Origin of the sequence: Bradyrhizobium ivorense, assembly GCF_900696085.1 — a bacterium.
In the GTDB taxonomy this organism is placed as follows: Bacteria; Pseudomonadota; Alphaproteobacteria; order Rhizobiales; family Xanthobacteraceae; genus Bradyrhizobium; species Bradyrhizobium ivorense.
The window spans coordinates 64975-84555 of sequence record NZ_CAADFC020000013.1 but is presented as its reverse complement, the minus strand read 5'-3'; the positions used below and the strand labels follow the sequence as shown (position 1 = coordinate 84555).

Annotated in this window: 19 protein-coding genes; 17 read left to right on the top strand and 2 right to left on the bottom strand. The window is 65.8% G+C overall.

Translation table 11 applies throughout. From position 1 onward, the window contains the following. The first annotated feature begins 1 nt into the window (after nucleotide 1). The gene (locus CI41S_RS18090; protein WP_139860901.1) at nucleotides 2-3235 is read left to right on the top strand and encodes a bifunctional cytochrome P450/NADPH--P450 reductase; all 3234 of its coding nucleotides are present in this window, start codon (nucleotides 2-4) and stop codon (nucleotides 3233-3235) included. Between the two features lie 132 nt (nucleotides 3236-3367). Beyond that, nucleotides 3368-4042, top strand: a complete 675-nt coding sequence (locus CI41S_RS18085) for a polyamine aminopropyltransferase (protein WP_139860900.1) — start codon at nucleotides 3368-3370, stop codon at nucleotides 4040-4042. A gap of 142 nt (nucleotides 4043-4184) precedes the next feature. On the opposite strand, the gene CI41S_RS18080 is transcribed toward CI41S_RS18085, so the two are convergent. Continuing rightward, nucleotides 4185-4655: a nuclear transport factor 2 family protein gene (locus tag CI41S_RS18080; protein ID WP_139860899.1), complete on the bottom strand. Its 471-nt coding sequence runs from the start codon at nucleotides 4653-4655 to the stop codon at nucleotides 4185-4187. Nucleotides 4656-4772: 117 nt separating this feature from the next. Further along, the gene (locus tag CI41S_RS18075; protein ID WP_139860898.1) at nucleotides 4773-5699 is read right to left on the bottom strand and encodes an alpha/beta fold hydrolase; all 927 of its coding nucleotides are present in this window, start codon (nucleotides 5697-5699) and stop codon (nucleotides 4773-4775) included. A 170-nt stretch (nucleotides 5700-5869) separates the two neighbouring features. On the opposite strand from CI41S_RS18075, the gene CI41S_RS18070 reads away from it, so the two are divergent. The 15 genes from CI41S_RS18070 (at nucleotide 5870) to iaaH (ending at nucleotide 19506) form a co-directional block, all read left to right on the top strand. After that, nucleotides 5870-6253, top strand: coding sequence for a hypothetical protein (locus tag CI41S_RS18070; protein WP_139482078.1), 384 nt, complete (start codon nucleotides 5870-5872; stop codon nucleotides 6251-6253). Beyond that, entirely contained in the window at nucleotides 6250-7332 is a 1083-nt protein-coding gene (locus tag CI41S_RS18065; RefSeq protein ID WP_139482077.1) for a PHA/PHB synthase family protein, read from the top strand. The genes CI41S_RS18070 and CI41S_RS18065 overlap by 4 nt, the downstream gene beginning before the upstream one ends. 11 nt (nucleotides 7333-7343) lie before the next feature. Continuing rightward, on the top strand, nucleotides 7344-7937 hold the full coding sequence (locus tag CI41S_RS18060) for a GNAT family N-acetyltransferase (RefSeq protein WP_172626794.1): 594 nt from the start codon (nucleotides 7344-7346) through the stop codon (nucleotides 7935-7937). Nucleotides 7938-8123: 186 nt separating this feature from the next. Then, nucleotides 8124-8600, top strand: a complete 477-nt coding sequence (locus tag CI41S_RS18055; protein ID WP_139482075.1) for a phasin — start codon at nucleotides 8124-8126, stop codon at nucleotides 8598-8600. 225 nt (nucleotides 8601-8825) lie between these two features. Continuing rightward, nucleotides 8826-10109, top strand: a complete 1284-nt coding sequence (locus tag CI41S_RS18050) for a DUF445 domain-containing protein (protein WP_139860896.1) — start codon at nucleotides 8826-8828, stop codon at nucleotides 10107-10109. Nucleotides 10110-10310: 201 nt separating this feature from the next. Then, on the top strand, nucleotides 10311-11081 hold the full coding sequence (locus tag CI41S_RS18045) for an esterase/lipase family protein (RefSeq protein ID WP_139860895.1): 771 nt from the start codon (nucleotides 10311-10313) through the stop codon (nucleotides 11079-11081). A 250-nt stretch (nucleotides 11082-11331) separates the two neighbouring features. After that, complete coding sequence (paaX, locus tag CI41S_RS18040) at nucleotides 11332-12201, top strand: phenylacetic acid degradation operon negative regulatory protein PaaX (protein ID WP_139860894.1); 870 nt, start codon at nucleotides 11332-11334, stop codon at nucleotides 12199-12201. Nucleotides 12202-12275: 74 nt separating this feature from the next. Continuing rightward, nucleotides 12276-13268, top strand: a complete 993-nt coding sequence (gene paaA / locus CI41S_RS18035) for a 1,2-phenylacetyl-CoA epoxidase subunit PaaA (RefSeq protein WP_139482071.1) — start codon at nucleotides 12276-12278, stop codon at nucleotides 13266-13268. Between the two features lie 12 nt (nucleotides 13269-13280). Continuing rightward, entirely contained in the window at nucleotides 13281-13568 is a 288-nt protein-coding gene (gene paaB, locus CI41S_RS18030) for a 1,2-phenylacetyl-CoA epoxidase subunit PaaB (RefSeq protein WP_139482070.1), read from the top strand. A gap of 141 nt (nucleotides 13569-13709) precedes the next feature. Beyond that, nucleotides 13710-14486: a 1,2-phenylacetyl-CoA epoxidase subunit PaaC gene (paaC, locus tag CI41S_RS18025; RefSeq protein ID WP_139860893.1), complete on the top strand. Its 777-nt coding sequence runs from the start codon at nucleotides 13710-13712 to the stop codon at nucleotides 14484-14486. Beyond that, entirely contained in the window at nucleotides 14480-14983 is a 504-nt protein-coding gene (paaD, locus tag CI41S_RS18020) for a 1,2-phenylacetyl-CoA epoxidase subunit PaaD (protein WP_139860892.1), read from the top strand. The genes paaC and paaD overlap by 7 nt, the downstream gene beginning before the upstream one ends. Before the next feature lie 2 nt (nucleotides 14984-14985). Beyond that, nucleotides 14986-16062, top strand: coding sequence for a 1,2-phenylacetyl-CoA epoxidase subunit PaaE (gene paaE / locus CI41S_RS18015; protein WP_139860891.1), 1077 nt, complete (start codon nucleotides 14986-14988; stop codon nucleotides 16060-16062). A gap of 174 nt (nucleotides 16063-16236) precedes the next feature. After that, nucleotides 16237-16692: a hydroxyphenylacetyl-CoA thioesterase PaaI gene (paaI, locus tag CI41S_RS18010; RefSeq protein WP_139860890.1), complete on the top strand. Its 456-nt coding sequence runs from the start codon at nucleotides 16237-16239 to the stop codon at nucleotides 16690-16692. A gap of 18 nt (nucleotides 16693-16710) precedes the next feature. Next, nucleotides 16711-18042: a phenylacetate--CoA ligase PaaK gene (gene paaK, locus CI41S_RS18005; protein WP_139860889.1), complete on the top strand. Its 1332-nt coding sequence runs from the start codon at nucleotides 16711-16713 to the stop codon at nucleotides 18040-18042. Between the two features lie 33 nt (nucleotides 18043-18075). Next, nucleotides 18076-19506 (top strand): indoleacetamide hydrolase, encoded by a 1431-nt coding sequence (gene iaaH / locus CI41S_RS18000; protein WP_139860888.1) that lies wholly within the window; start codon nucleotides 18076-18078, stop codon nucleotides 19504-19506. The last annotated feature ends 75 nt before the right edge of the window (nucleotides 19507-19581 follow it).

Sequence of the window (19581 nt, the reverse complement as noted above, 5' to 3'; positions counted from 1 at the left end):
AATGGCGTCCGGCAACAGACTGAGTCCGATCCCGCAGCCGCCGACCAAACCGGTGGTCGGCAACATGCTGTCGCTGGATTCGACCGCGCCGGTGCAGCATCTGGTGAAGCTCGCGAAGGAGCTCGGGCCGATCTTCTGGCTCGACATGATGGGCGCGCCGCTCGTCATCGTCTCCGGCCATGACTTGGTCGACGAGCTGTCCGACGAGAAGCGCTTCGACAAGGCGGTGCGCGGCTCGCTGCGGCGGGTGCGCGCGGTCGGCGGCGACGGCCTGTTCACCGCCGACACCAAGGAGCCGAACTGGAGCAAGGCGCACAACATCCTGATGCAGCCGTTCGGCAACCGCGCCATGCAGTCGTACCACCCGAGCATGGTCGATATCGCCGAGCAGCTGGTCAAGAAATGGGAGCGACTCAACGCCGACGAGGAGATCGACGTCGTCCACGACATGACGGCGCTGACGCTCGACACCATCGGCCTGTGCGGCTTCGACTACCGCTTCAACTCGTTCTACCGCCGCGACTACCACCCCTTCGTGGAATCGCTGGTGCGCTCGCTCGAGACCATCATGATGACCCGCGGCCTGCCGCTGGAAGGGCTGTGGATGCAGAAGCGGCGCAAGACGCTGACCGAAGATGTCGCCTTCATGAACAAGATGGTCGACGAGATCATCGCCGAGCGGCGCGGCAACACCGACGCCACCTCCGACAAGAAGGACATGCTGGCCGCGATGATGACCGGCGTCGACCGCGCCACCGGCGAGCAGCTCGACGACGTCAACATCCGCTACCAGATCAACACCTTTCTGATTGCCGGCCACGAGACCACCTCCGGGCTGCTATCTTGCACGATCTACGCGCTGCTGAAAAATCCCGAGATCCTGAAGAAGTGCTACGAGGAGGTCGATCGCGTCCTTGGCCCCGACGTCAATGCACGGCCGACCTACCAGCAGGTCACGCAGCTCACCTACATCACGCAATGCCTGAAGGAGGCGCTGCGGCTGTGGCCGCCGGCGCCGGCCTATGGCATCGCGCCACTGGCCGATGAGACCATCGGCGGCAAGTACAAGCTGAAGAAGAACACCTTCGTCACCATTCTGGTGATGGCGCTGCATCGTGATCCCAGCGTCTGGGGCCCGAACCCCGACGTGTTCGATCCCGAGAATTTCAGCCGCGAGGCGGAAGCAAAACGGCCGATCAATGCTTGGAAGCCGTTCGGCAACGGCCAGCGCGCCTGCATCGGCCGCGGCTTTGCGATGCACGAGGCGGCGCTCGCGATCGGCATGATCCTGCAGCGCTTCAAGCTGATCGACATCCATCGCTACCAGATGCACCTGAAGGAGACGCTGACGGTCAAGCCCGACGGCTTCAAGATCAAGGTGCGGCCGCGCGACGACAGGGACCGCGGCGCGTTCGCCGGCAGCACGGCCGCCGTCGCGGCCGCGCCGAAGGCGCCGCGCGCGCCGACCACGCGTCCCGGTCACAACACGCCGATGCTGGTGCTGTACGGCTCCAACCTCGGCTCGGCCGAGGAGCTCGCCACCCGCATGGCCGATCTCTCCGAGATCAACGGCTTTGCGACGCGGCTTGGTCCGCTCGACGACTATGTCGGCCAGCTGCCGGAGGACGGCGGGGTTCTGATCATCTGCGCCTCCTACAACGGCGCGGCGCCCGACAACGCCACCCAATTCGTCAAATGGCTCGGCAGCGATCTGTCGAAGAATGCGTTTGCAAAAGTGCGCTACGCGGTGTTCGGCTGCGGCAACAGCGATTGGGCCGCGACCTACCAGTCGGTGCCGCGCTTCATCGACGAGCAGCTGACCGCGCACGGAGCCCGCGCCGTGTATCCGCGCGGCGAGGGCGATGCGCGCAGCGATCTCGACGGCCAGTTCCAGAAATGGTTCCCGGAGGCCGCGAAGGTCGCGACCAAGGAATTCGGCATCGACTGGAATTTCACCCGCACGGCCGAGGATGAGCCGCTCTATGCGATCGAGCCGGTCGCGCAGGGCGCGGTCAACACCATCGTGACGCAGGGCGGCGCGGTGCCGATGAAGGTGCTGGTCAACAGCGAGCTGCAGACCAAGGACGGCGCCAATCCGTCGGATCGCTCGACCCGGCACATCGAGGTCGAGCTGCCGGCCAGTCTGAACTATCGCGTCGGCGACCATCTCAGCGTGGTGCCGCGCAACGACCCGACCCTGGTCGATTCCGTCGCGCGCCGCTTCGGCTTCCTGCCGGCGGACCAGATCCGCCTGCAGGTCTCGGAAGGCCGCCGCGCGCAACTGCCGGTCGGCAATGCGGTGTCGGTCGGGCGGCTGCTCACCGAGTTCGTCGAATTGCAGCAGGTCGCAACCCGCAAGCAGATCCAGATCATGGCCGAGCACACCCGCTGCCCGGTGACCAAGCCAAAATTACAAGCCTATGCCGGCGAGGACGATGCCTCCGCCGAGCGCTACCGCAGCGAGGTGCTGGCAAAGCGCAAATCGGTATTCGACCTGCTGGAGGAATATCCGGCCTGCGAGCTGCCGTTCCACCTCTACCTCGAAATGCTGTCGCTACTGGCGCCGCGCTATTATTCGATCTCGTCGTCACCGGCCGGCGCGGCGCAGCGCTGCAGCGTCACCGTCGGTGTGGTGGAGGCGCCGGCCAGCTCCGGGCGCGGCATCTACAAGGGCGTCTGCTCGAACTATCTGGCGCGCCGCCGCGCCGGCGACACCGTCCACGCCACGGTCAAGGAGACCAAGGCCGGCTTCCGCCTGCCTGACGACAATGCCGTGCCGATCATCATGATCGGCCCGGGCACGGGCCTCGCGCCGTTCCGCGGCTTCCTGCAGGAGCGCGCGGCGCGCAAGGCCCAGGGCGCCACGCTCGGGCCGGCGATCCTGTTCTTCGGCTGCCGCCATCCGGATCAGGATTTCATCTATGCGGACGAATTGAAGGCGTTCGCGGCCGAGGGCATCGGTGAATTGTACACCGCGTTCTCGCGCACCGACGGGCCGAAAACCTATGTGCAGCATCTCATCGCCGCGCAGAAGGGCCGGGTCTGGGATCTCATCCAGAAGGGCGCAATCATCTATGTCTGCGGCGACGGCGGCAAGATGGAGCCCGACGTCAAGGCGACGCTGATGTCGATCTACCGCGAGCGCACCGGCGCGGATGTCAATGCTGCCGCGCGCTGGATCGAGGAGATGGGCGCGAAGAACCGCTACGTGCTCGACGTCTGGGCCGGCGGGTAGGCCCCGCCTTGTAGCCCGGATGGAGCGCAGCGTAATCCGGGACCAGTGCAGCCGCGGTTGCAGCACCCCGGATTACGCTGGCGCTCCATCCGGGCTACGGCTCCGCCCCTTGACCATGCTACAAGCCGTCGCATGATTCCGTGGGAAAAGCTCGACACCGCACAGATTCCCGGCACCGACGGCGAGCTGCGGCTGATGCGGCGGGGCCGCGAATTCTCCATCAAGCTCGGCAGCAACGAGTTGATGAACAGCCGTCTCAGCGGCTCCGAAGCCGCGCTCGCCACGCTGGCCGCCAAGAAGATCGAAGCGGTGGCGAAACCGCATATGCTGATCGGCGGCCTCGGCATGGGTTTTACGCTGCGCGCCGCGCTCGCCGCGCTGGGCGCCGATGCGCGGATCGTCGTCGCCGAACTGGTGCCGGCGGTGGTCGCCTGGGCCAGGGGGCCGATGGCGGAGATTTTTGCCGGCAGCCTGGACGATCGGCGCCTGAGCATTCGGGAGACCGACGTCACCGAGGTGATCCGGTCGCATCCCAAAACCTTCGACGCGATCCTGCTTGATGTCGACAATGGCCCGGAGGGGCTGACGCGCAAGGCCAATGACGCGCTCTATAGCGCGGCCGGGCTGACAGCGGCGCACGGTGCGCTGCGACCGCGCGGCGTGCTCGCAGTCTGGTCGTCCGGCCCCCATCCGTCCTTCACCAAGCGACTGCGCAGCGCCGGCTTCGAGGTCAACGAGGTCGCCGTGCGCGCGACCGGGCGCGGCGGCGGCGCGCGTCACGTGATCTGGATCGCGACCAAGCAATAGGCTTCGCACTTGTAGCCCGGATGGAGCGCAGCGTAATCCGGGACAGCTCCCGACGCGGATCGACTGCCCCGGATTGCGCGGAGCCTGTCATCGGGCGCGCGTTCGCGCGACCCGTTGGCTCCATCCGGGCTACAGGCTACGGCTAAAACATCGTGTTGCCGTTCGCCGGATTCTCCGGGATCGGCTGCACCACGTCCCAGTGCTCGACGATCTTGCCGTTCTCGAGCTTGAAGATGTCGACGATCGCATTGCCGCGGGTGCCGGGCTCGCGCACCGCGTGGACATGCAGGATCACGTAGTCGCCGTCGACGAATGAGCGCTTGATCTCGCTGTGCGAGTTCGGAAACTTCTCGCGCAGGAAGCCGATGAACTTGCGAAAGCCTTCCGGGCCGTCGGCGGCGCCGGGATTGTGCTGCACATAGCGGTCGCCGACATAGGCGAGCGCGGCGTCGGCGTCCTTCTGGTTCAGCCCCTTGTCGTAGAACGCCAGCACGGTCTTGCGGTTGGCTTCCTGCTGGGCCTCGTTCGGCGCCGCCATCGCCGCGGACGAGGTGAGCGCAAGGAGGATCGCGGCGGCGACGGCTGCGGCCCGCGGCCGGAGAAACACGTGCATCGGAAAACTCCCGGTGATGAAACGCGCACCGCGCGCTGCATCGCGCTCTCTACAGGCTCCGTTCGTTGCCCGGAAGAGCGCACCCTGAACTCACATGGTACCCGGGAGAAACCGGGCTCACGCCGCCTTCGCTGCGGCCCCGTGCGCGTGCTTGTCGATGGCGTCGATGATCTGTGGCCACATCGGGATCGGCAGCGCATGGCCCATGCCCTCGACCATCAGGAGCTTGGCGCCGGGGATCGAGGCCGCGGTGTCTCGGCCGCCCTCGGGATGCACCAGCGGATCGACCGTGCCGTGGATCACCAGCGTCGGCGCCTTCACCGCGCGCAGCCGTTCCTTGCGGCTGCCGGAGGCGAGGATGGCGCGGAGCTGGCGGCCGACCCCGGCCGGATTGAGGCCGCGCTCATAGGTGCGCCGCGCGCGCTCGGCATCGAGCGCTTCGTCCTCGGGGAATGAGCCGTTGCGCAGGACTTTCCAGGTCTGGGCGAAGCGCACGAAGTACTCTTCCTTGGTGGCGGGTGGCGGCGCCATCAGCATCGCGCCGGCCTCGCGGGTCGGTCCCGGAATCCTCGGGTTGCCGGTGGTCGACATGATCGAGGTCAGCGAGCGCACGCGCTCCGGAAAGCTGATCGCAACCTCCTGCGCGATCATGCCGCCCATCGAGGCGCCGACCAGATGCGCGGTCCGGATGCCGAGCGCGTCCATCAGCCCGACCGTATCCCTCGCCATGTCGATCAGCCGGTAGGGCGCTGCGACCGGGATCTTCAGCAGGCGCAGCTTGAGCAGCTCGAAGGCCGTGAGGCGCTTGCCGCCGGTCATCCGCGCCGATTTGCCGATGTCGCGGTTGTCGAACCGGATCACGCGAAAGCCGCGCGCGCCAAGCTGCCGGCAGAATTCATCGTCCCAGTGAATCATCTGCGCGCCGAGGCCCATGATCAGCAGCAGCGGCTCGGCGTTGGCATCGCCAAAAATCTCGTAGCAGATGTCGATGCCGTTGGCCTTGACGATCTGCGGCGGTTGATGAGCGAGCGTGGTCACGGGCATCCCCTGCTGGTGGCGCGGTCAGGAACCTGTATGCCACGGTTTGACGCAGCGCAGAAGACCCATAGGCCGCGCGGTTGCGCCGCTGTTGACCGATCAACGACAACAGTGTCGTATGGTGCGAAACAGCGAAAGCGCGGCAAGCGCTCGGAATTGGTGTTGAGGAGCGCCGCATGGCCGACAAGGGCAACGATCCTGCCGTGATCTGGCAGACGATGATTGGTGAGATGGAGAAGGGGTTCAACTCCTTCGGCAACCAGCTGATGAGTTCGCCGGAATTTTCCAAGGCAATGAATCAGGCCGGCGGCGCCGCGGCGGGTATGCAGAAGCAACTCGGCGAGCTGATGGAGAAGTATCTCCTGGCCATGAACCTGCCGAGCCGCGCCCAACTGGTCGGCATGGCCGAGCGCCTGCAGTCGATGGAGAACCAGCTCAACGAGATCAAGACGCTGCTGCAGCAGGTGCACCACAACTCGCTGGCGCCCGCGGAAGGCTATGGCGCGACGCCGCGGCCGCCGCGCACCAAGCAACCGCCGCCGGAGGGAGAGCGCAAATGAACGCTCCCACAGGCTTTGATATCGCCTCGATCTCGGAACGGGTGCAGTCCGAGGTGCAGCGCGCGATCCAGCGCAGCATCAAGGGCGTCGAGTATTTCTCGACCTCGGGCCCGTCGCTCGGCTCGACGCCGAAGGACGTGCTGCATTCGCGCGGCACCATGAACCTGTATCACTATCGGCCGCAGGCGAGCGAGGTCTACCGCATTCCGGTGCTGATCGTGATGGCGACCACCAACCGCGGCTACATCCTCGACCTGGTGCCGGGGCAAAGCTTCATCGAATTCCTGCTCAAGCGCGGCTACGACGTCTACATGCTGGACTGGAGCGCGCCGAAGCCGGAGGAGAAGTCGCTGCGCATGGAGGACTATGTCCTTGATTTCATCCCCGACGCGGTGCGCCGCGTGCAGCAGGACTCCGGTGAGCAGGACGTCTCCGTCATCGGCTACTGCTTCGGCGGCGTGCTCTCGCTGCTGTACGGCTCGATCCATAGCGGCGGGCCGATGAAGAATCTGATCTGCTTCACCACGCCGATCGACTTCCGCGAGATGAAGCTGTTCTCGAACTTCGCCGACCGCCGCTATTTCGATGTCGACGGGCTGATCGACAGCACTGGCAACATGCCGCCCGAGCTGATTCTGCAGTCGTTCGAGATGCTGCGGCCGGCCTCGCGCGTCGCCAGCCAGATCCAGCTCTGGGAGAACATCTGGAACGACGAGTTCGTGAAGTCCTATCGGATGTTCGACCGCTGGGCGACCGACACGCTGCCGCTCGCGGGCGAGTATTTCCGCGCCATCACCAAGGACCTGATGTGGGACAACAAGCTCTACAACGACACCATGACGGTCGGCGGCCGCGCGGCGAAGCTTGCCGATATCAAGGTGCCGCTGCTGCATGCCGTGGCCGAGCACGATCACATCGTGCCGTATGATGCGGCCAAGCACCTGATCACCAAGATCGGCTCGGAGGACAAGGAGGAGGTGATGCTGAAAGGCGGTCACGTCTCGCTGGTCGCCGGCGCCAATGCAATCAAGCGGCTGTGGCCGAAGCTGGACTCCTGGTTGGGCAAGAGATCGACTTAAGAGAGATCAACATGACTGAACAACGTTCCTATCCGCGCCACGTCAAGACCGAGGCGGGCGACATCGAGTTTCGCCTGATGACGCGGGCCGACGAGGCCGCGGTGCTCGCCTTCGCGCAAAAGCTGCCCACGCATGACCTGCTTTTCCTGCCGCGCAACATCAGCCAGCCGAAGGTGCTGTCGGCCTGGGTCAACGAGATCGAGCGCGGCGACATCACGAGTCTGCTCGCGGTCAAGGACGGCAAGGTGGTCGGCTGCGGCACCCTGGTCCGCGACCCGCATTCCTGGTCGCCGCATGTCGGTGAAATCCGCATGGTGGTGTCGCTCGACGTGCGCGGGCAGGGCGTCGGCCGGGCGCTCTCGCAGGAGACCTTCGCCATTGCGCTCGGTGCCGGGCTGGAAAAATTCTCGGTGCAGATGACGGTCGACCAGCGCGCGGCAATCGCGCTGTTCGAGAGCCTCGGCTTCAAGGCGGAGGCCCTGCTGCGCGACCATGTCCGGGACGTCGAAGGCAAGACCCATGACATCGTCGTGCTCGGGCACAACGTGGCGCAGGTCCGGGCCCAGATGGAGGCCTACGGGCTGCCGGGAGCGGTTCAGCAGTAAATCTGTACCTCAACCTGCTGAATTTGCAGGCAAATTGCCCGATAATTCCTCTGTTCACGAGTTCGTGATATCGCGCCGCAACATCGATGTTGCGACGCACCATGAATTGTGACATAACACTCCCGCCCCGGGCCAATCCGGACGGGGTGAGCCCATAGCTCAAACCTGAGGATGGAGAGACCGCAAATGACCACCGAAACCAATTCCGTGCTGAACAGCGTCAAGGAAGCCTTCGCGCCCGTCACCGAGGCGTTCGCCAAGCTCCAGAACCTGGAAGTTCCGGAAGCCGCCCGTGAGTTCGTGAAGAAGCAGGCCGAGGCCGCCAAGACCCGCGCCGCCGATGCCTATGCCGGCTCCGAGAAGGTCACCAACGTGATCGAGTCCGCTGTCGCCGGTTCGGTGACCGAGGCCGCCAAGATCAGCCGCAACGTCCAGCAGGCGATCTACCAGGACGCCGAGGCGTTCTTCGCCGGCATCGACAAGCTCGCTTCGGCCAAGTCGCTGAGCGAAGCCGCCCAGATCCAGTCGGACCTGGTCCGTGCGCGCGGCGAACTGTTCGTCTCGCGGGCGAAGGCCACGACAGAGTATCTCGGCAAGCTCGTCGCCGACGGTGCCAAGACCGCGCAGGACAATTTTGCCAAAGTCTACGGCAAGACCGCCTGATCGCTGCGTCGACCAACTGCTCTTTTCGAAGGCCCGCCATTTCGCGGGCCTTCTTTTTTACCTTCTCGGACGTCATCCTGAGGTGCGAGCCGTCTTCGGCGAGCCTCGAAGGATGGCCGCGAGCGACGGTGCTTGTGGCCATCCTTCGAGGCGCGCAAAGTGCGCGCACCTCAGGATGACGCCGGTGTGTGGCGTCTAGCTAGACTAGCGTTCATTCGAAAGCCCATGACCCTTCCCGCCGCCCTCATCGCAACGCCCGTCGATGCCGAACGCGCCGCCGAGCTGCGCCGCGTCAAGTGGCTGGCGACCGGCGTGCTGGCGGCGACATTCGTCATCTTCATCGCTGCGAAGGCGCTGCTGCCGACCCATCCGGTGTTCGGCTTCATCGCGGCCTTCGCGGAAGCGGCGACCATCGGCGGGCTCGCTGACTGGTATGCGGTGGTCGCGCTGTTCAAGCGGCCGCTCGGCCTGCCGATCCCGCACACCGCGATCATTCAGAGCAACCAGGAACGCATCGCGGAAAAGCTCGGCGAATTCATCGAGAACAATTTTCTCGAGGCCGGGCCGGTCGAGGCCAAGCTGCGCGAGATCGATTTCGGCAGCTTCATCGCCGACTGGCTGCGTGACCGCAAGCGCAGCGAGGATCTCGCCCGCTTCGTGCTGCGCATGCTGCCGGAGGCGCTCGCCGCAACCGAGAGCTCGGGACTGATGACGTTCATCAGCCGCCGCGTCACGACGCAGATTCTCGCGATCGATCTCGCGCCGCTGGCCGCCGGCGCGCTGCGCGGCTTCGTGCAGGAGGGCAAGCATGGCGGCCTGCTCGACGACATCCTGCGCGTGCTGCACCAGACGTTGACGCAGCAGGAGACCATGGCGGTGATCCGCGACAAGGTCCGCGCCGAAATGCCGACGCTGCTCAGGCTCTATCGCGCCGACAAGTTCGTGGTGAACCGGATCATCGCCTCAGCCACGAAGTTCTTCGAGGAGGTGCGCAACGACCCGCAGCATCCGTTCCGCGGCGAGTTCGACCGCATGCTGCTGTCGTTTGTCGACCGGCTCGGCAGCGACAAGGCATTCGCCGATCGCATCGAGGGGCTGAAGCGCGATTTGCTGGCGCGCCCGGAGCTGGCCAATCTCGGCCGCACCATCTGGGCCAACGTCAAGGATTTCCTCGAACGCAGCGCGTCCGGCGAGTCGCAGGTGCTGCAGCATCAGCTGACGCGCATGTTCGTCGAGGCCGGCGACGCGCTCGACGGCGACGCCGATCTGCGCAGCGAGATCAACCAGGGCCTGACTGCCATTCTGCGCACGGTGGTCGCCGAGCAGAAGAGCGGCGTCTCCAGCTTCATCGCCGATCAGATGAAGAGCTGGGACATGGAGCAGCTCATCTCGCTGATTGAGGTCAATGTCGGCAAGGACCTGCAATACATCCGCTTCAACGGTTCGCTGATCGGCGGGCTTGCCGGGCTTGCACTTTACACCTTGGAATATGCGCTGCGGCTGCTGTGACCGATTGGGCACGCCGCATTTTAAGTTGTGGCAAGTGTGATCCTGACCGCTTGCACGAAAGTAATCGGTTCCCTAGCTTTTCAAGGCTGTTTGTTGCGTTGCGGAACGATTCCGCCAGGTTTGCGTCAGTGTTGTTGACCATCCTGTTGACCCATCGCCGGCTGCCGAGACGTTAGGGGCCGTGCCGGAAGAGGAGCTGAAATGTCGGTTGCTGCGCAGACGCTACGCCCGCCCTCCAGGACGCTGATGTTTCTGGAAGGCCGTGCCATTTCCGAACTTGGTGCTTTCCTTGGTGCATTGCCGCTGCTCAGCCTCGCCCCGCGCGGCGACGGCCATCCGGTGCTGGTGCTGCCGGGGCTGATCGCCTCCGACATGTCGACGCGGCCGCTGCGCGACTTCCTCAAGAGCAAGGGCTACGCCGTCAGCGGCTGGCGTCAGGGCCGCAACCTCGGGCTTCGCGCCGGCGTGCAGGACGGCATGGTCGAGTTGCTGCAGCAGATGAATGAGGTAAGCGGCCGCAAGGTCTCGGTGGTCGGCTGGAGCCTCGGCGGCCTCTATGCGCGCCAGCTCGCCAAGATGATGCCGCAGCGCGTCCGTCAGGTGATCACGCTCGGCAGCCCGTTTGCCGCCGGACCGAAGTCGACCAACGCCTGGCGGGTCTACGAGATGGCCAGCGGCCGCCGCGCCGAGCAGGAGGATCCCCGCTTCGGCGGCTCGCTCGCCAGCGCACCGCCGGTACCGACCACCGCGATCTTCAGCCGCACCGACGGCATCTGCGCCTGGCAGGGCTGCCGCGAGCAAGCCTCGTCGATGTCGGAGAGCATCGAAGTCGAGAGCAGCCATTGCGGCATGGGTCACCATCCCGCCGTGGTCTACGCCGTCGCCGATCGCCTCGCGCAGAAGGAAGGCGACTGGGCCCCGTTCGATCGCAGCGGCTGGCGCAGCATCGTCTATCCCGATCCGAACCGGTGACCTTCTTGCCTCTCCCCGCCTGCGGGGAGAGGCCGGATCGCATGAAGCGAAGCGCAATGCGATCCGGGTGAGAGGGAGTCTCCGCGAGTCGTCCTTCACCATCCCCGCGAAACTTCGTAGCCCGGATGCAGCGAAGCGCAATCCGGGATTCCATCCGCGGACAGGCTGCCCCCGGATTTCGCTTCGCTCCATCCGGGCTACGTTTGAGGTGCATTGTCGCTGGCCGGCAAAACGCGCTATGCGTTGCGGCATGCCGCAGCCGCTTGCCCGTATCGTCGACGAATTGAAGCGCGAGCCGTCGCGCACCGGCTCGATCATCATCACCGTGTTCGGCGACGCCATCGTGCCGCGCGGCGGCTCGGTGTGGCTCGGCACGCTGCTCGAATTCTTCAAGTCGCTCGACATCGACGGCAACGTGGTGCGCACCGCGATGTCGCGGCTCGCCGCCGACGGCTGGCTCGAGCGCAACCGGGTCGGTCGCAACAGTTTCTATCGGCTGAACAAGAAGGGCCGGCAGACCTTCGATACCGCAACAAAACACATCTACGATCCGCCGCCGTCGGACTGGACCGGCCGCTTCGAGCTGCTCTTGATCGGCAATGCCGAGGATCGCGACACCGCGCGCGAAGCGCTGAAGAATGCCGGCTTCGGCAGCCCGCTGCCGGGCGTGTGGGTCGCGCCGTCGGGCGTGCCGGTCCCGGATGAAGCGGCGCACGCGATCCGTCTCGAAGTTTCTGCGGAGGATGACAGCGGGCGCCGCCTGCTCAGCGAGAGCTGGCCGCTCGAGCGCACCGCGGACGCCTATCTGAAATTCATGACGACGTTCGAGCCGCTGCACGGCTGGATCACCAAAGGCGAGGCGCTGACCGACGCCGACGCTTTCACCGCGCGGGTGCTCTTGATCCACCATTACCGCCGCGTCGTGCTGCGGGATCCGCTGCTGCCGGCGCCCTTGCTGCCGCAGGATTGGCCGGGCAGGGCGGCGCGAAAACTCTGCGGCGAGATCTATCGCGGTCTGCTTTTGCCGTCGGAACAATGGCTTGACGAGCACGCGACCAACGAGGACGGGCCGCTGCCGAAGCCCAACGGGGCGGTGGCACGCCGCTTCGAGGGCGCGTGAATATGTTACAGAAATAGCTTGCAATCGTAAAATTGTGTTATATATTTCCGCCTAACAACACAGGGAGGTCGGCCATGTATACGCAGGCGCTCAATAGCTCAGACGGCGACGACCGCGGCATCGAGGATGCCGGCCGCGCCGCGCAGTTTCAGGCCCGCATCGATGCCGACGACCGCATCGAGCCGAACGACTGGATGCCGGCCGCCTACCGCAAGACGCTGACCCGGCAGATCTCCCAGCACGCCCATTCCGAAATCGTCGGCATGCTCCCCGAGGGCAACTGGATCACCCGTGCGCCGTCGCTGCGCCGCAAGGCCGCGCTGCTCGCCAAGGTGCAGGACGAATGCGGCCACGGCCTCTATCTCTACGCCGCCGCCGAGACGCTCGGCACCTCGCGCGAGGAGCTGGTCGACGGCATGCTCTCCGGCAAGGCGAAATATTCCTCGATCTTCAATTACCCGACGCTGACCTGGGCCGACATCGGCACCATCGGCTGGCTGGTCGACGGCGCGGCGATCATGAATCAGATCCCGCTCTGCCGCTGCTCCTACGGCCCCTATGCGCGCGCGATGATCCGCGTCTGCAAGGAGGAGTCGTTCCACCAGCGCCAGGGTTTTGAGATCATGGTGACGCTGTGCCGCGGCACCGCGGAGCAGAAGGCGATGGCGCAGAACGCATTGAACCGCTGGTGGTGGCCGGTGCTGATGATGTTCGGCCCGCCGGACCAGGCGAGCCAGCACAGCGACACTTCGACCAAGTGGAAGATCAAGCGCTTCTCCAACGACGAGCTGCGCCAGAAATTCGTCGACGCCACGGTGCCGCAGGCCGAGTTCCTCGGGCTCACCATTCCCGATCCCGGCATGAAGCAGAACGCCAACGGCAATTGGGAATACAGCGCGATCGACTGGGACGAGTTCAAGCAGGTGCTGGCCGGCAACGGTCCGTGCAACCGCGATCGTCTCGCCGCACGGCGCAAGGCGCATGACGAGGGCGCCTGGGTGCGCGAGGCCGCCGCGGCCTATGCCGAGAAGCGCAAGAACCGTCAGCTCGCGCAGGCGGCCGAATAAGGGAGCATCGAGATGGCCACGCCGAACACCCCGCTCTGGGAAGTCTTCATCCGCAGCCGCAACGGGCTCGCGCACAAGCATGTCGGCTCGCTGCACGCGTCCGACGCCACGCTGGCGCTGCAGGCCGCGCGCGACATCTACACCCGCCGCGGCGAGGGACTGTCGATCTGGGTGGTGCCGTCGAACGCGATCACGGCCTCCGATCCGTCCGAGAAGGGCATGATGTTCGAGCCGGCGGAATCCAAGATCTACCGGCATCCGACGTTTTACGACGTGCCCGACGAAGTCGGGCATATGTGACTTCTTCCGTCATTGCGAACGCAGCGAAGCAATCCATGCTTCAGCGCCCGCGGTAGGATGGATTGCTTCCGCCTTCGCCAAGGCTTCGGCGGACAAGTCGTCGCTCCGCACCTCGCAATGACGAAACCAGCGAGTTGATCAATGGCCGTCGCCAACATCGAAGTCTCCGAAACGCCGCTGGTGCTCTACGCGCTGCGCCGCGCCGACGATGCGCTGATCCTCGGCCATCGCCTGTCCGAATGGTGCGGCCATGCGCCCGCGCTGGAGGAGGACATGGCGCTCGCCAATATGGGCCTCGATCTGCTCGGCCAGGCGCGCGAGCTCTACGGCTACGCCGCCAAGGTCGAGGGCCGTGACAATGACGAGGACAAGTTCGCCTATCTGCGCGACGTCCGCCAGTACCGCAATTTACTGCTGGTCGAGCAGCCCAACGGCGATTTTGCCCGCACTTTGGTGCGGCAGTTCTTCTACGCGGCGTTCGCCGATCTCTACTGGCGCGCGATGATGGCCTCAAAGGATCCGACGCTGGCCGCGATCGCGGCGAAGTCGGAGAAGGAGAGCGCCTATCATCTGCGGCATTCCTCGGAATGGATCGTCCGCCTCGGCGACGGCACCGCGGAGAGCCATCGCCGCGCCCAGGACGCGATTGATCACCTCTGGTCCTACACCGGCGAGATGTTCGCAGTCGACGACAGCGAGCGCGGCCTGATCGTTTCAGGCATCGCGATCGATCCGGCGTCGCTGCAGCCGCGGTGGCTGAAGACGGTCACCGGCATCGTCAACGAAGCGACGCTGCAACTGCCGGCCAACAACTGGATGCAAAAGGGCGGCCGCAGCGGCAGCCACAGCGAGCATCTCGGCCATCTGCTCAGCGAACTGCAGTCGCTGCCGCGGACCTTTCCGGGGGCGACATGGTGACCGCCACGCTCAATGATGCCGATCTGCGCCGGCGCGCCTGGAGCGCGGCCGCGCAGGTGGTCGATCCCGAGATCCCGGTGCTGACCATCGCCGATCTCGGGGTGCTCCGCGACGTTGAAGTGCGCGACGGCCATGTCGAGGTCGCGATCACCCCGACCTATTCCGGCTGTCCGGCGATGAACATGATCGCGCTCGAAATCGAGCTCGCGCTGGAGCGCGAAGGCATCCAGCGCCCGAAGGTCCGCACCGTGCTGTCGCCGGCCTGGACCACCGACTGGATGAGCGAGGACGGCCGCCGCAAGCTGAAGGAGTACGGCATCGCGCCGCCGCTGCCGGGCTCCTCGCGCCGCGCGCTGTTCGGCGCGCAGCAGGTGGCCTGTCCGCAATGCGGCTCTGATGAGACCGAGCTGCTGTCCGAATTCGGCTCGACCTCCTGCAAGGCGCTGTGGCGTTGCAAGAGCTGCCGTGAACCCTTCGATTACTTCAAGTGTCATTGACCATGTCGACCCCGCGCTTCCACCGTCTGGCCGTCAACGATCTGCGCCGCGAGGCGTCGGATGCGGTCTCCATGACCTTCGCGATCCCCGACGATCTGCGAGCCGACTACAGTTTTGTGCCAGGCCAGTATCTGACGCTGCGCACCACGATGGACGGCGAGGAGATCCGCCGGTCCTATTCGATCTGCTCCGGCCCCGACGACGGCGAGCTGCGTATCGCGGTGAAGCGGGTCGACGGCGGCGCGTTCTCGAGCTGGGCTGCGGAGGATCTGAAGGCCGGCGACGAGCTCGACGTGATGACGCCGACCGGCCGGTTCGGCGTCGCGCATGCGCCCGGCGAAGCGCGCACCTATGTCGGCTTCGCCGCCGGCAGCGGCATCACGCCGATCCTCTCGATCGTCAAGGGCGTGCTGGCGCGCGAGCCCGACAGCCGCTTCTTCCTGTTCTACGGCAACCGCTCGACCGAAGGCATGATGTTCCGTGAGGCGCTGGAGGAGCTGAAGGACCGCTTCATGCAGCGGCTCTCGGTGTTTCACGTGATCTCGGGCGAGGAGCAGGACATCCCGATCCTGCACGGGCGGCTCGACGGCGACAAGGTGCGGGTGCTGCTGCGCTCGCTGGTGCCGGCCGAGACCGTGGATCATGTCTTCGTCTGCGGTCCGGCCGCGATGAGCGAGACCATCGAGGCGACCTGCCGCGAGATCGGCATCGCCGATGAGCGCATCCATGTCGAGCGCTTCGTCTCGGAATTCGGCGGCAAGCCGCGGCCAAAGGTCGTCATTCCTGCCGGCGCGCCGCCGAAGGCCACCGCAGGCCTGATCATCGACGGCAAGCGCCGCGAGGTGCCGGTCGCCGAGGGCGAGTCGATCCTCGACGCCGCGCTGCGCGCCGGCATGGACCTGCCCTTCGCCTGCAAGGGCGGCATGTGCTCGACCTGCCGCGCCAAGCTGGTCGCGGGTGAGGCTCCGATGGACCTGAACTATTCGCTGGAGCCGTGGGAGCTGAAGGCGGGGTTCATCCTCACCTGCCAGGCCAAGCCGTGCTCGGAGAAGGTCGTGGTCGATTACGATCACGTGTGATCGCTTGCAGTCGTTCCGGGGCGCGAAGCGAACCCGGAACCTCGAGATTCCGGGTTCGATGCTGCGCATCGCCCCGGAATGACGGAAGGAAGTAGCGTTGACGTCTGACACGTCACGCCCAACACTTGATCTCAAGAGGCCCATTCCAACGGGCCCGCTGACAGGGAGTTCGCTGTGAACGTGAAGGCCACGTTATCGCCCGAGGATATCGCCCGCGCCTGCGCGGAGGCGATGTGGAAGGAGGACGACGCCAGCAAGGGCCTCGGCATGGAGCTGGTCGAGATCAAGCCGGGGCTGGCGGTGATGGCGATGAATGTGCAGTCGCACATGGTCAACGGCCAGCGCATCTGCCATGGCGGCCTGATCTTCACGCTGGCGGATTCCGCCTTCGCCTTCGCCTGCAACAGCCGCAACGAGCGCGCCGTGGCGGCGCAGGGCAACATCAGCTTCATCCGGCCGGGCAAGCTCGGCGACCGGCTGGTCGCGACCGCGCGCGAGATCTCGCGCAGCGGCCGCTCCGGAATCTACGACGTACGCGTCAGCGTCGGCGACAGCGTGATCGCCGAGTTTCGCGGCCATTCGCGGGTCATATCAGGCACATGGCTGCCGGATACGGACATCAAGGCATAACGGCTTCGGGGGAATCTGATGGCAACGGCAAAGCTCAAGGTCAAGGACAGCTCCTATCACGCCGAGCTCGACGCCGCCGAGCGCGCCTCGCGCGACGAGATCATGGCGCTGCAGACCCGGCGGCTCGCCTGGTCGCTCAAGCACGCCTATGACAATGTCGCGCATTACAAGAAGGCGTTCGACGCTGCCGGCGTGCACCCGTCCGACTTCAAGCAGCTCTCCGATCTCGCCAAATTCCCCTTCACGGTGAAGACGGATCTGCGCGACAACTACCCCTTCAACATGTTCGCGGTGCCGCGCGAGCAAATGGTCCGCGTCCATGCCTCCTCCGGCACCACCGGCAAGCCGATCGTGGTCGGCTACACCAGGGCCGACATCGACACCTGGGCCGACGTGATGGCGCGCTCGATCCGCGCCGCCGGCGGCCGCACCGGCATGCTGATGCACAATGCCTATGGCTACGGCCTGTTCACCGGCGGCTTAGGGGCGCATTACGGCGCCGAGCGGCTCGGCTGCACCGTGGTGCCGATCTCCGGCGGCATGACCGAGCGGCAGGTGCAGATCATCAACGACTTCAAGCCCGACATCATCACGGTGACGCCGAGCTACATGCTGGCGATCCTCGACGAGTTCAAGCGGCAGGGCCTCGACCCGCGCAAATCGTCGCTGAAATTCGGCATCTTCGGCGCCGAGCCCTGGACCAACGCGATGCGCGTCGAGATCGAGCAGGCGTTCGACATGGACGCCACCGACATCTACGGCCTCTCGGAGGTGATCGGCCCCGGCGTCGCCCAGGAGTGCGTGGAGACCAAGGACGGCCTGCACATCTGGGAGGACCATTTCTATCCCGAGGTGATCGATCCCGTGACCGGCGCGGTGCTGCCGGACGGCGAGAAGGGCGAGCTGGTGTTCACCTCGCTGACCAAGGAAGCCTTCCCGATCATCCGCTACCGCACCCGCGACCTGACGCGGCTGCTGCCCGGCACCGCGCGGCCCGGCATGCGGCGGATGGAGAAGGTGACCGGCCGCTCCGACGACATGATCATCCTGCGCGGAGTCAACGTGTTCCCGACCCAGATCGAGGAAGCGCTGCTGGCGACCGACTGGTGCGGCGGCCATTTCATCATCGAGCTCACCCGCGAAGGCCGCATGGACGAGATGACCGTGCTCGCCGAGGCCCGTCCCGAGAGCTGGGACGGCAGCGGGCTGGTCGCGCACGCCGACAAGGTCGCCGCCTTCATCAAGAACACGATCGGCATCACCGCCGTCGTGAAGGCCGTCGCCCCCGAGACGCTGGAACGCTCGCTCGGCAAGGCGAAACGGGTTTACGACAAGCGGCCGAAAGCCTAGCCTTGCGCCCATAGCGAGGGGGCGCAGGGTTCGATGGCCAATTCCACTGAAGCGACTGCCGCTGAGATCGTCGCCGCGATCCGCGACAAGAAGGTGACGGCAGTCAGCGTCGTGCAGGCTGCGCTCGATCGCGCCGAGCAGCTCAAGCACCTCAACGCGTTCATTGTCCTGAATCGCGACGGCGCGCTTGCGGCTGCGCGGCAGGTCGATGCCGGCCAACGGGCGGGTCCGCTCGCCGGCCTGCCAATTGTCGTCAAGGACAACATCAACACATCAGATCTGCCGACCACGGGCGGCACGCCGGCACTGCAGCACGCGCGGCCCGCGCGCAACGCTCCGTCGCTGCAGAAGCTGCTCGACGCCGGCGCTGTCGTCATCGGCAAGACCAATCTGCATGAGCTCGCCTTCGGCATCACCAGCACCAACCTTGCGCCGTTCGCCGGGCCGGTGAGAAATCCGTACGACGTCACGCGGATTCCCGGCGGCTCGTCGGGCGGAACGTCTGCCGCGATCGCCGCACGCATCGTCACCTGCGGCCTCGGATCGGACACCGGCGGCTCGACCCGGGTGCCGGCGGCGCTGACCGGCACCGTGGGCCTCAGGCCATCGGTCGGCAATGGCGGCGCCGAGCGGCGCTATCACGACGACAATCAGGTGGTTCCGATCAGCCATACCCGCGACACCGTCGGCCCGATGGGCCGCACGGTGGCGGATGTCGCGCTGCTCGATGCCGTGATCACGGGCGCGCCGCTCGCTGTGGCCGCACCGCTGCGCGGCGTTCGCCTCGGTATTCCCGCGTGCTTCTGGAACGGTCTCGACCGCGACGTCGAAGCCGTCGCCCGCGCGGCCTGCGCGAAGCTCGCCGGTGCCGGCGTGGTGCTGGTCGATATCGACATGCCCGATCTGTTCGAGCAGAACGGCAAGGTGTCGTTCGTGGTGGCGCTGCATGAGCCGATCGCCGATATCCCGGCCTATCTCGCGGCGTCCGGGATCGAGGGCATCACGCTCGCCGACATCGCGGCGAAGGTTGCCAGCCCCGACGTCGTCGGCGCGTTCGGGGCCATCACCACGGACGCCTTCGGCGCCGCCTATGACGACGCGATCCGCGTGCAGCGCCCGGCGCTGCAGGCGATCTACGCGGCCTATTTCCGCGACAACAGAGTGGACGCCATCCTGTTTCCGACCACGATCGCACCCGCGCCCTTGATCGACGAAACCAACGGGTCGAGCGAGATGTCGGTCAATGGCGGCGAGCCGGCGCCGACCTTCGGCACCATGATCCGCAACACCGATCCCGGCAGCAATGCCGGCCTTCCCGGCCTGTCACTCTATGCCGGCATGACCTCGGATGGCCTTCCGGTCGGACTCGAGATCGATGGTGCCGTGGGCAGCGATGCCAGGCTGCTTGGGCTCGGCTTGTCGATCGAGATGATCCTGGGCTCGGCGCCGCCGCCCAAACTATGACCGTCTGACACCGGAAGGCCTGGCGTGACATCTGGCCGTACCCGCCAGGGTCGCAACAAGCCTCTTGAATTGAAC

Coding starts and splice junctions, on each gene's coding strand:
- CI41S_RS18090 (WP_139860901.1), top strand. CDS start 2: ATGGCGTCCGGCAACAGACTGAGTCCGATCCCGCAGCCGCCGACCAAA.
- CI41S_RS18085 (WP_139860900.1), top strand. CDS start 3,368: ATGATTCCGTGGGAAAAGCTCGACACCGCACAGATTCCCGGCACCGAC.
- CI41S_RS18080 (WP_139860899.1), bottom strand. CDS start 4,655: ATGCACGTGTTTCTCCGGCCGCGGGCCGCAGCCGTCGCCGCCGCGATC.
- CI41S_RS18075 (WP_139860898.1), bottom strand. CDS start 5,699: ATGCCCGTGACCACGCTCGCTCATCAACCGCCGCAGATCGTCAAGGCC.
- CI41S_RS18070 (WP_139482078.1), top strand. CDS start 5,870: ATGGCCGACAAGGGCAACGATCCTGCCGTGATCTGGCAGACGATGATT.
- CI41S_RS18065 (WP_139482077.1), top strand. CDS start 6,250: ATGAACGCTCCCACAGGCTTTGATATCGCCTCGATCTCGGAACGGGTG.
- CI41S_RS18060 (WP_172626794.1), top strand. CDS start 7,344: ATGACTGAACAACGTTCCTATCCGCGCCACGTCAAGACCGAGGCGGGC.
- CI41S_RS18055 (WP_139482075.1), top strand. CDS start 8,124: ATGACCACCGAAACCAATTCCGTGCTGAACAGCGTCAAGGAAGCCTTC.
- CI41S_RS18050 (WP_139860896.1), top strand. CDS start 8,826: ATGACCCTTCCCGCCGCCCTCATCGCAACGCCCGTCGATGCCGAACGC.
- CI41S_RS18045 (WP_139860895.1), top strand. CDS start 10,311: ATGTCGGTTGCTGCGCAGACGCTACGCCCGCCCTCCAGGACGCTGATG.
- paaX (WP_139860894.1), top strand. CDS start 11,332: ATGCCGCAGCCGCTTGCCCGTATCGTCGACGAATTGAAGCGCGAGCCG.
- paaA (WP_139482071.1), top strand. CDS start 12,276: ATGTATACGCAGGCGCTCAATAGCTCAGACGGCGACGACCGCGGCATC.
- paaB (WP_139482070.1), top strand. CDS start 13,281: ATGGCCACGCCGAACACCCCGCTCTGGGAAGTCTTCATCCGCAGCCGC.
- paaC (WP_139860893.1), top strand. CDS start 13,710: ATGGCCGTCGCCAACATCGAAGTCTCCGAAACGCCGCTGGTGCTCTAC.
- paaD (WP_139860892.1), top strand. CDS start 14,480: ATGGTGACCGCCACGCTCAATGATGCCGATCTGCGCCGGCGCGCCTGG.
- paaE (WP_139860891.1), top strand. CDS start 14,986: ATGTCGACCCCGCGCTTCCACCGTCTGGCCGTCAACGATCTGCGCCGC.
- paaK (WP_139860889.1), top strand. CDS start 16,711: ATGGCAACGGCAAAGCTCAAGGTCAAGGACAGCTCCTATCACGCCGAG.
- iaaH (WP_139860888.1), top strand. CDS start 18,076: ATGGCCAATTCCACTGAAGCGACTGCCGCTGAGATCGTCGCCGCGATC.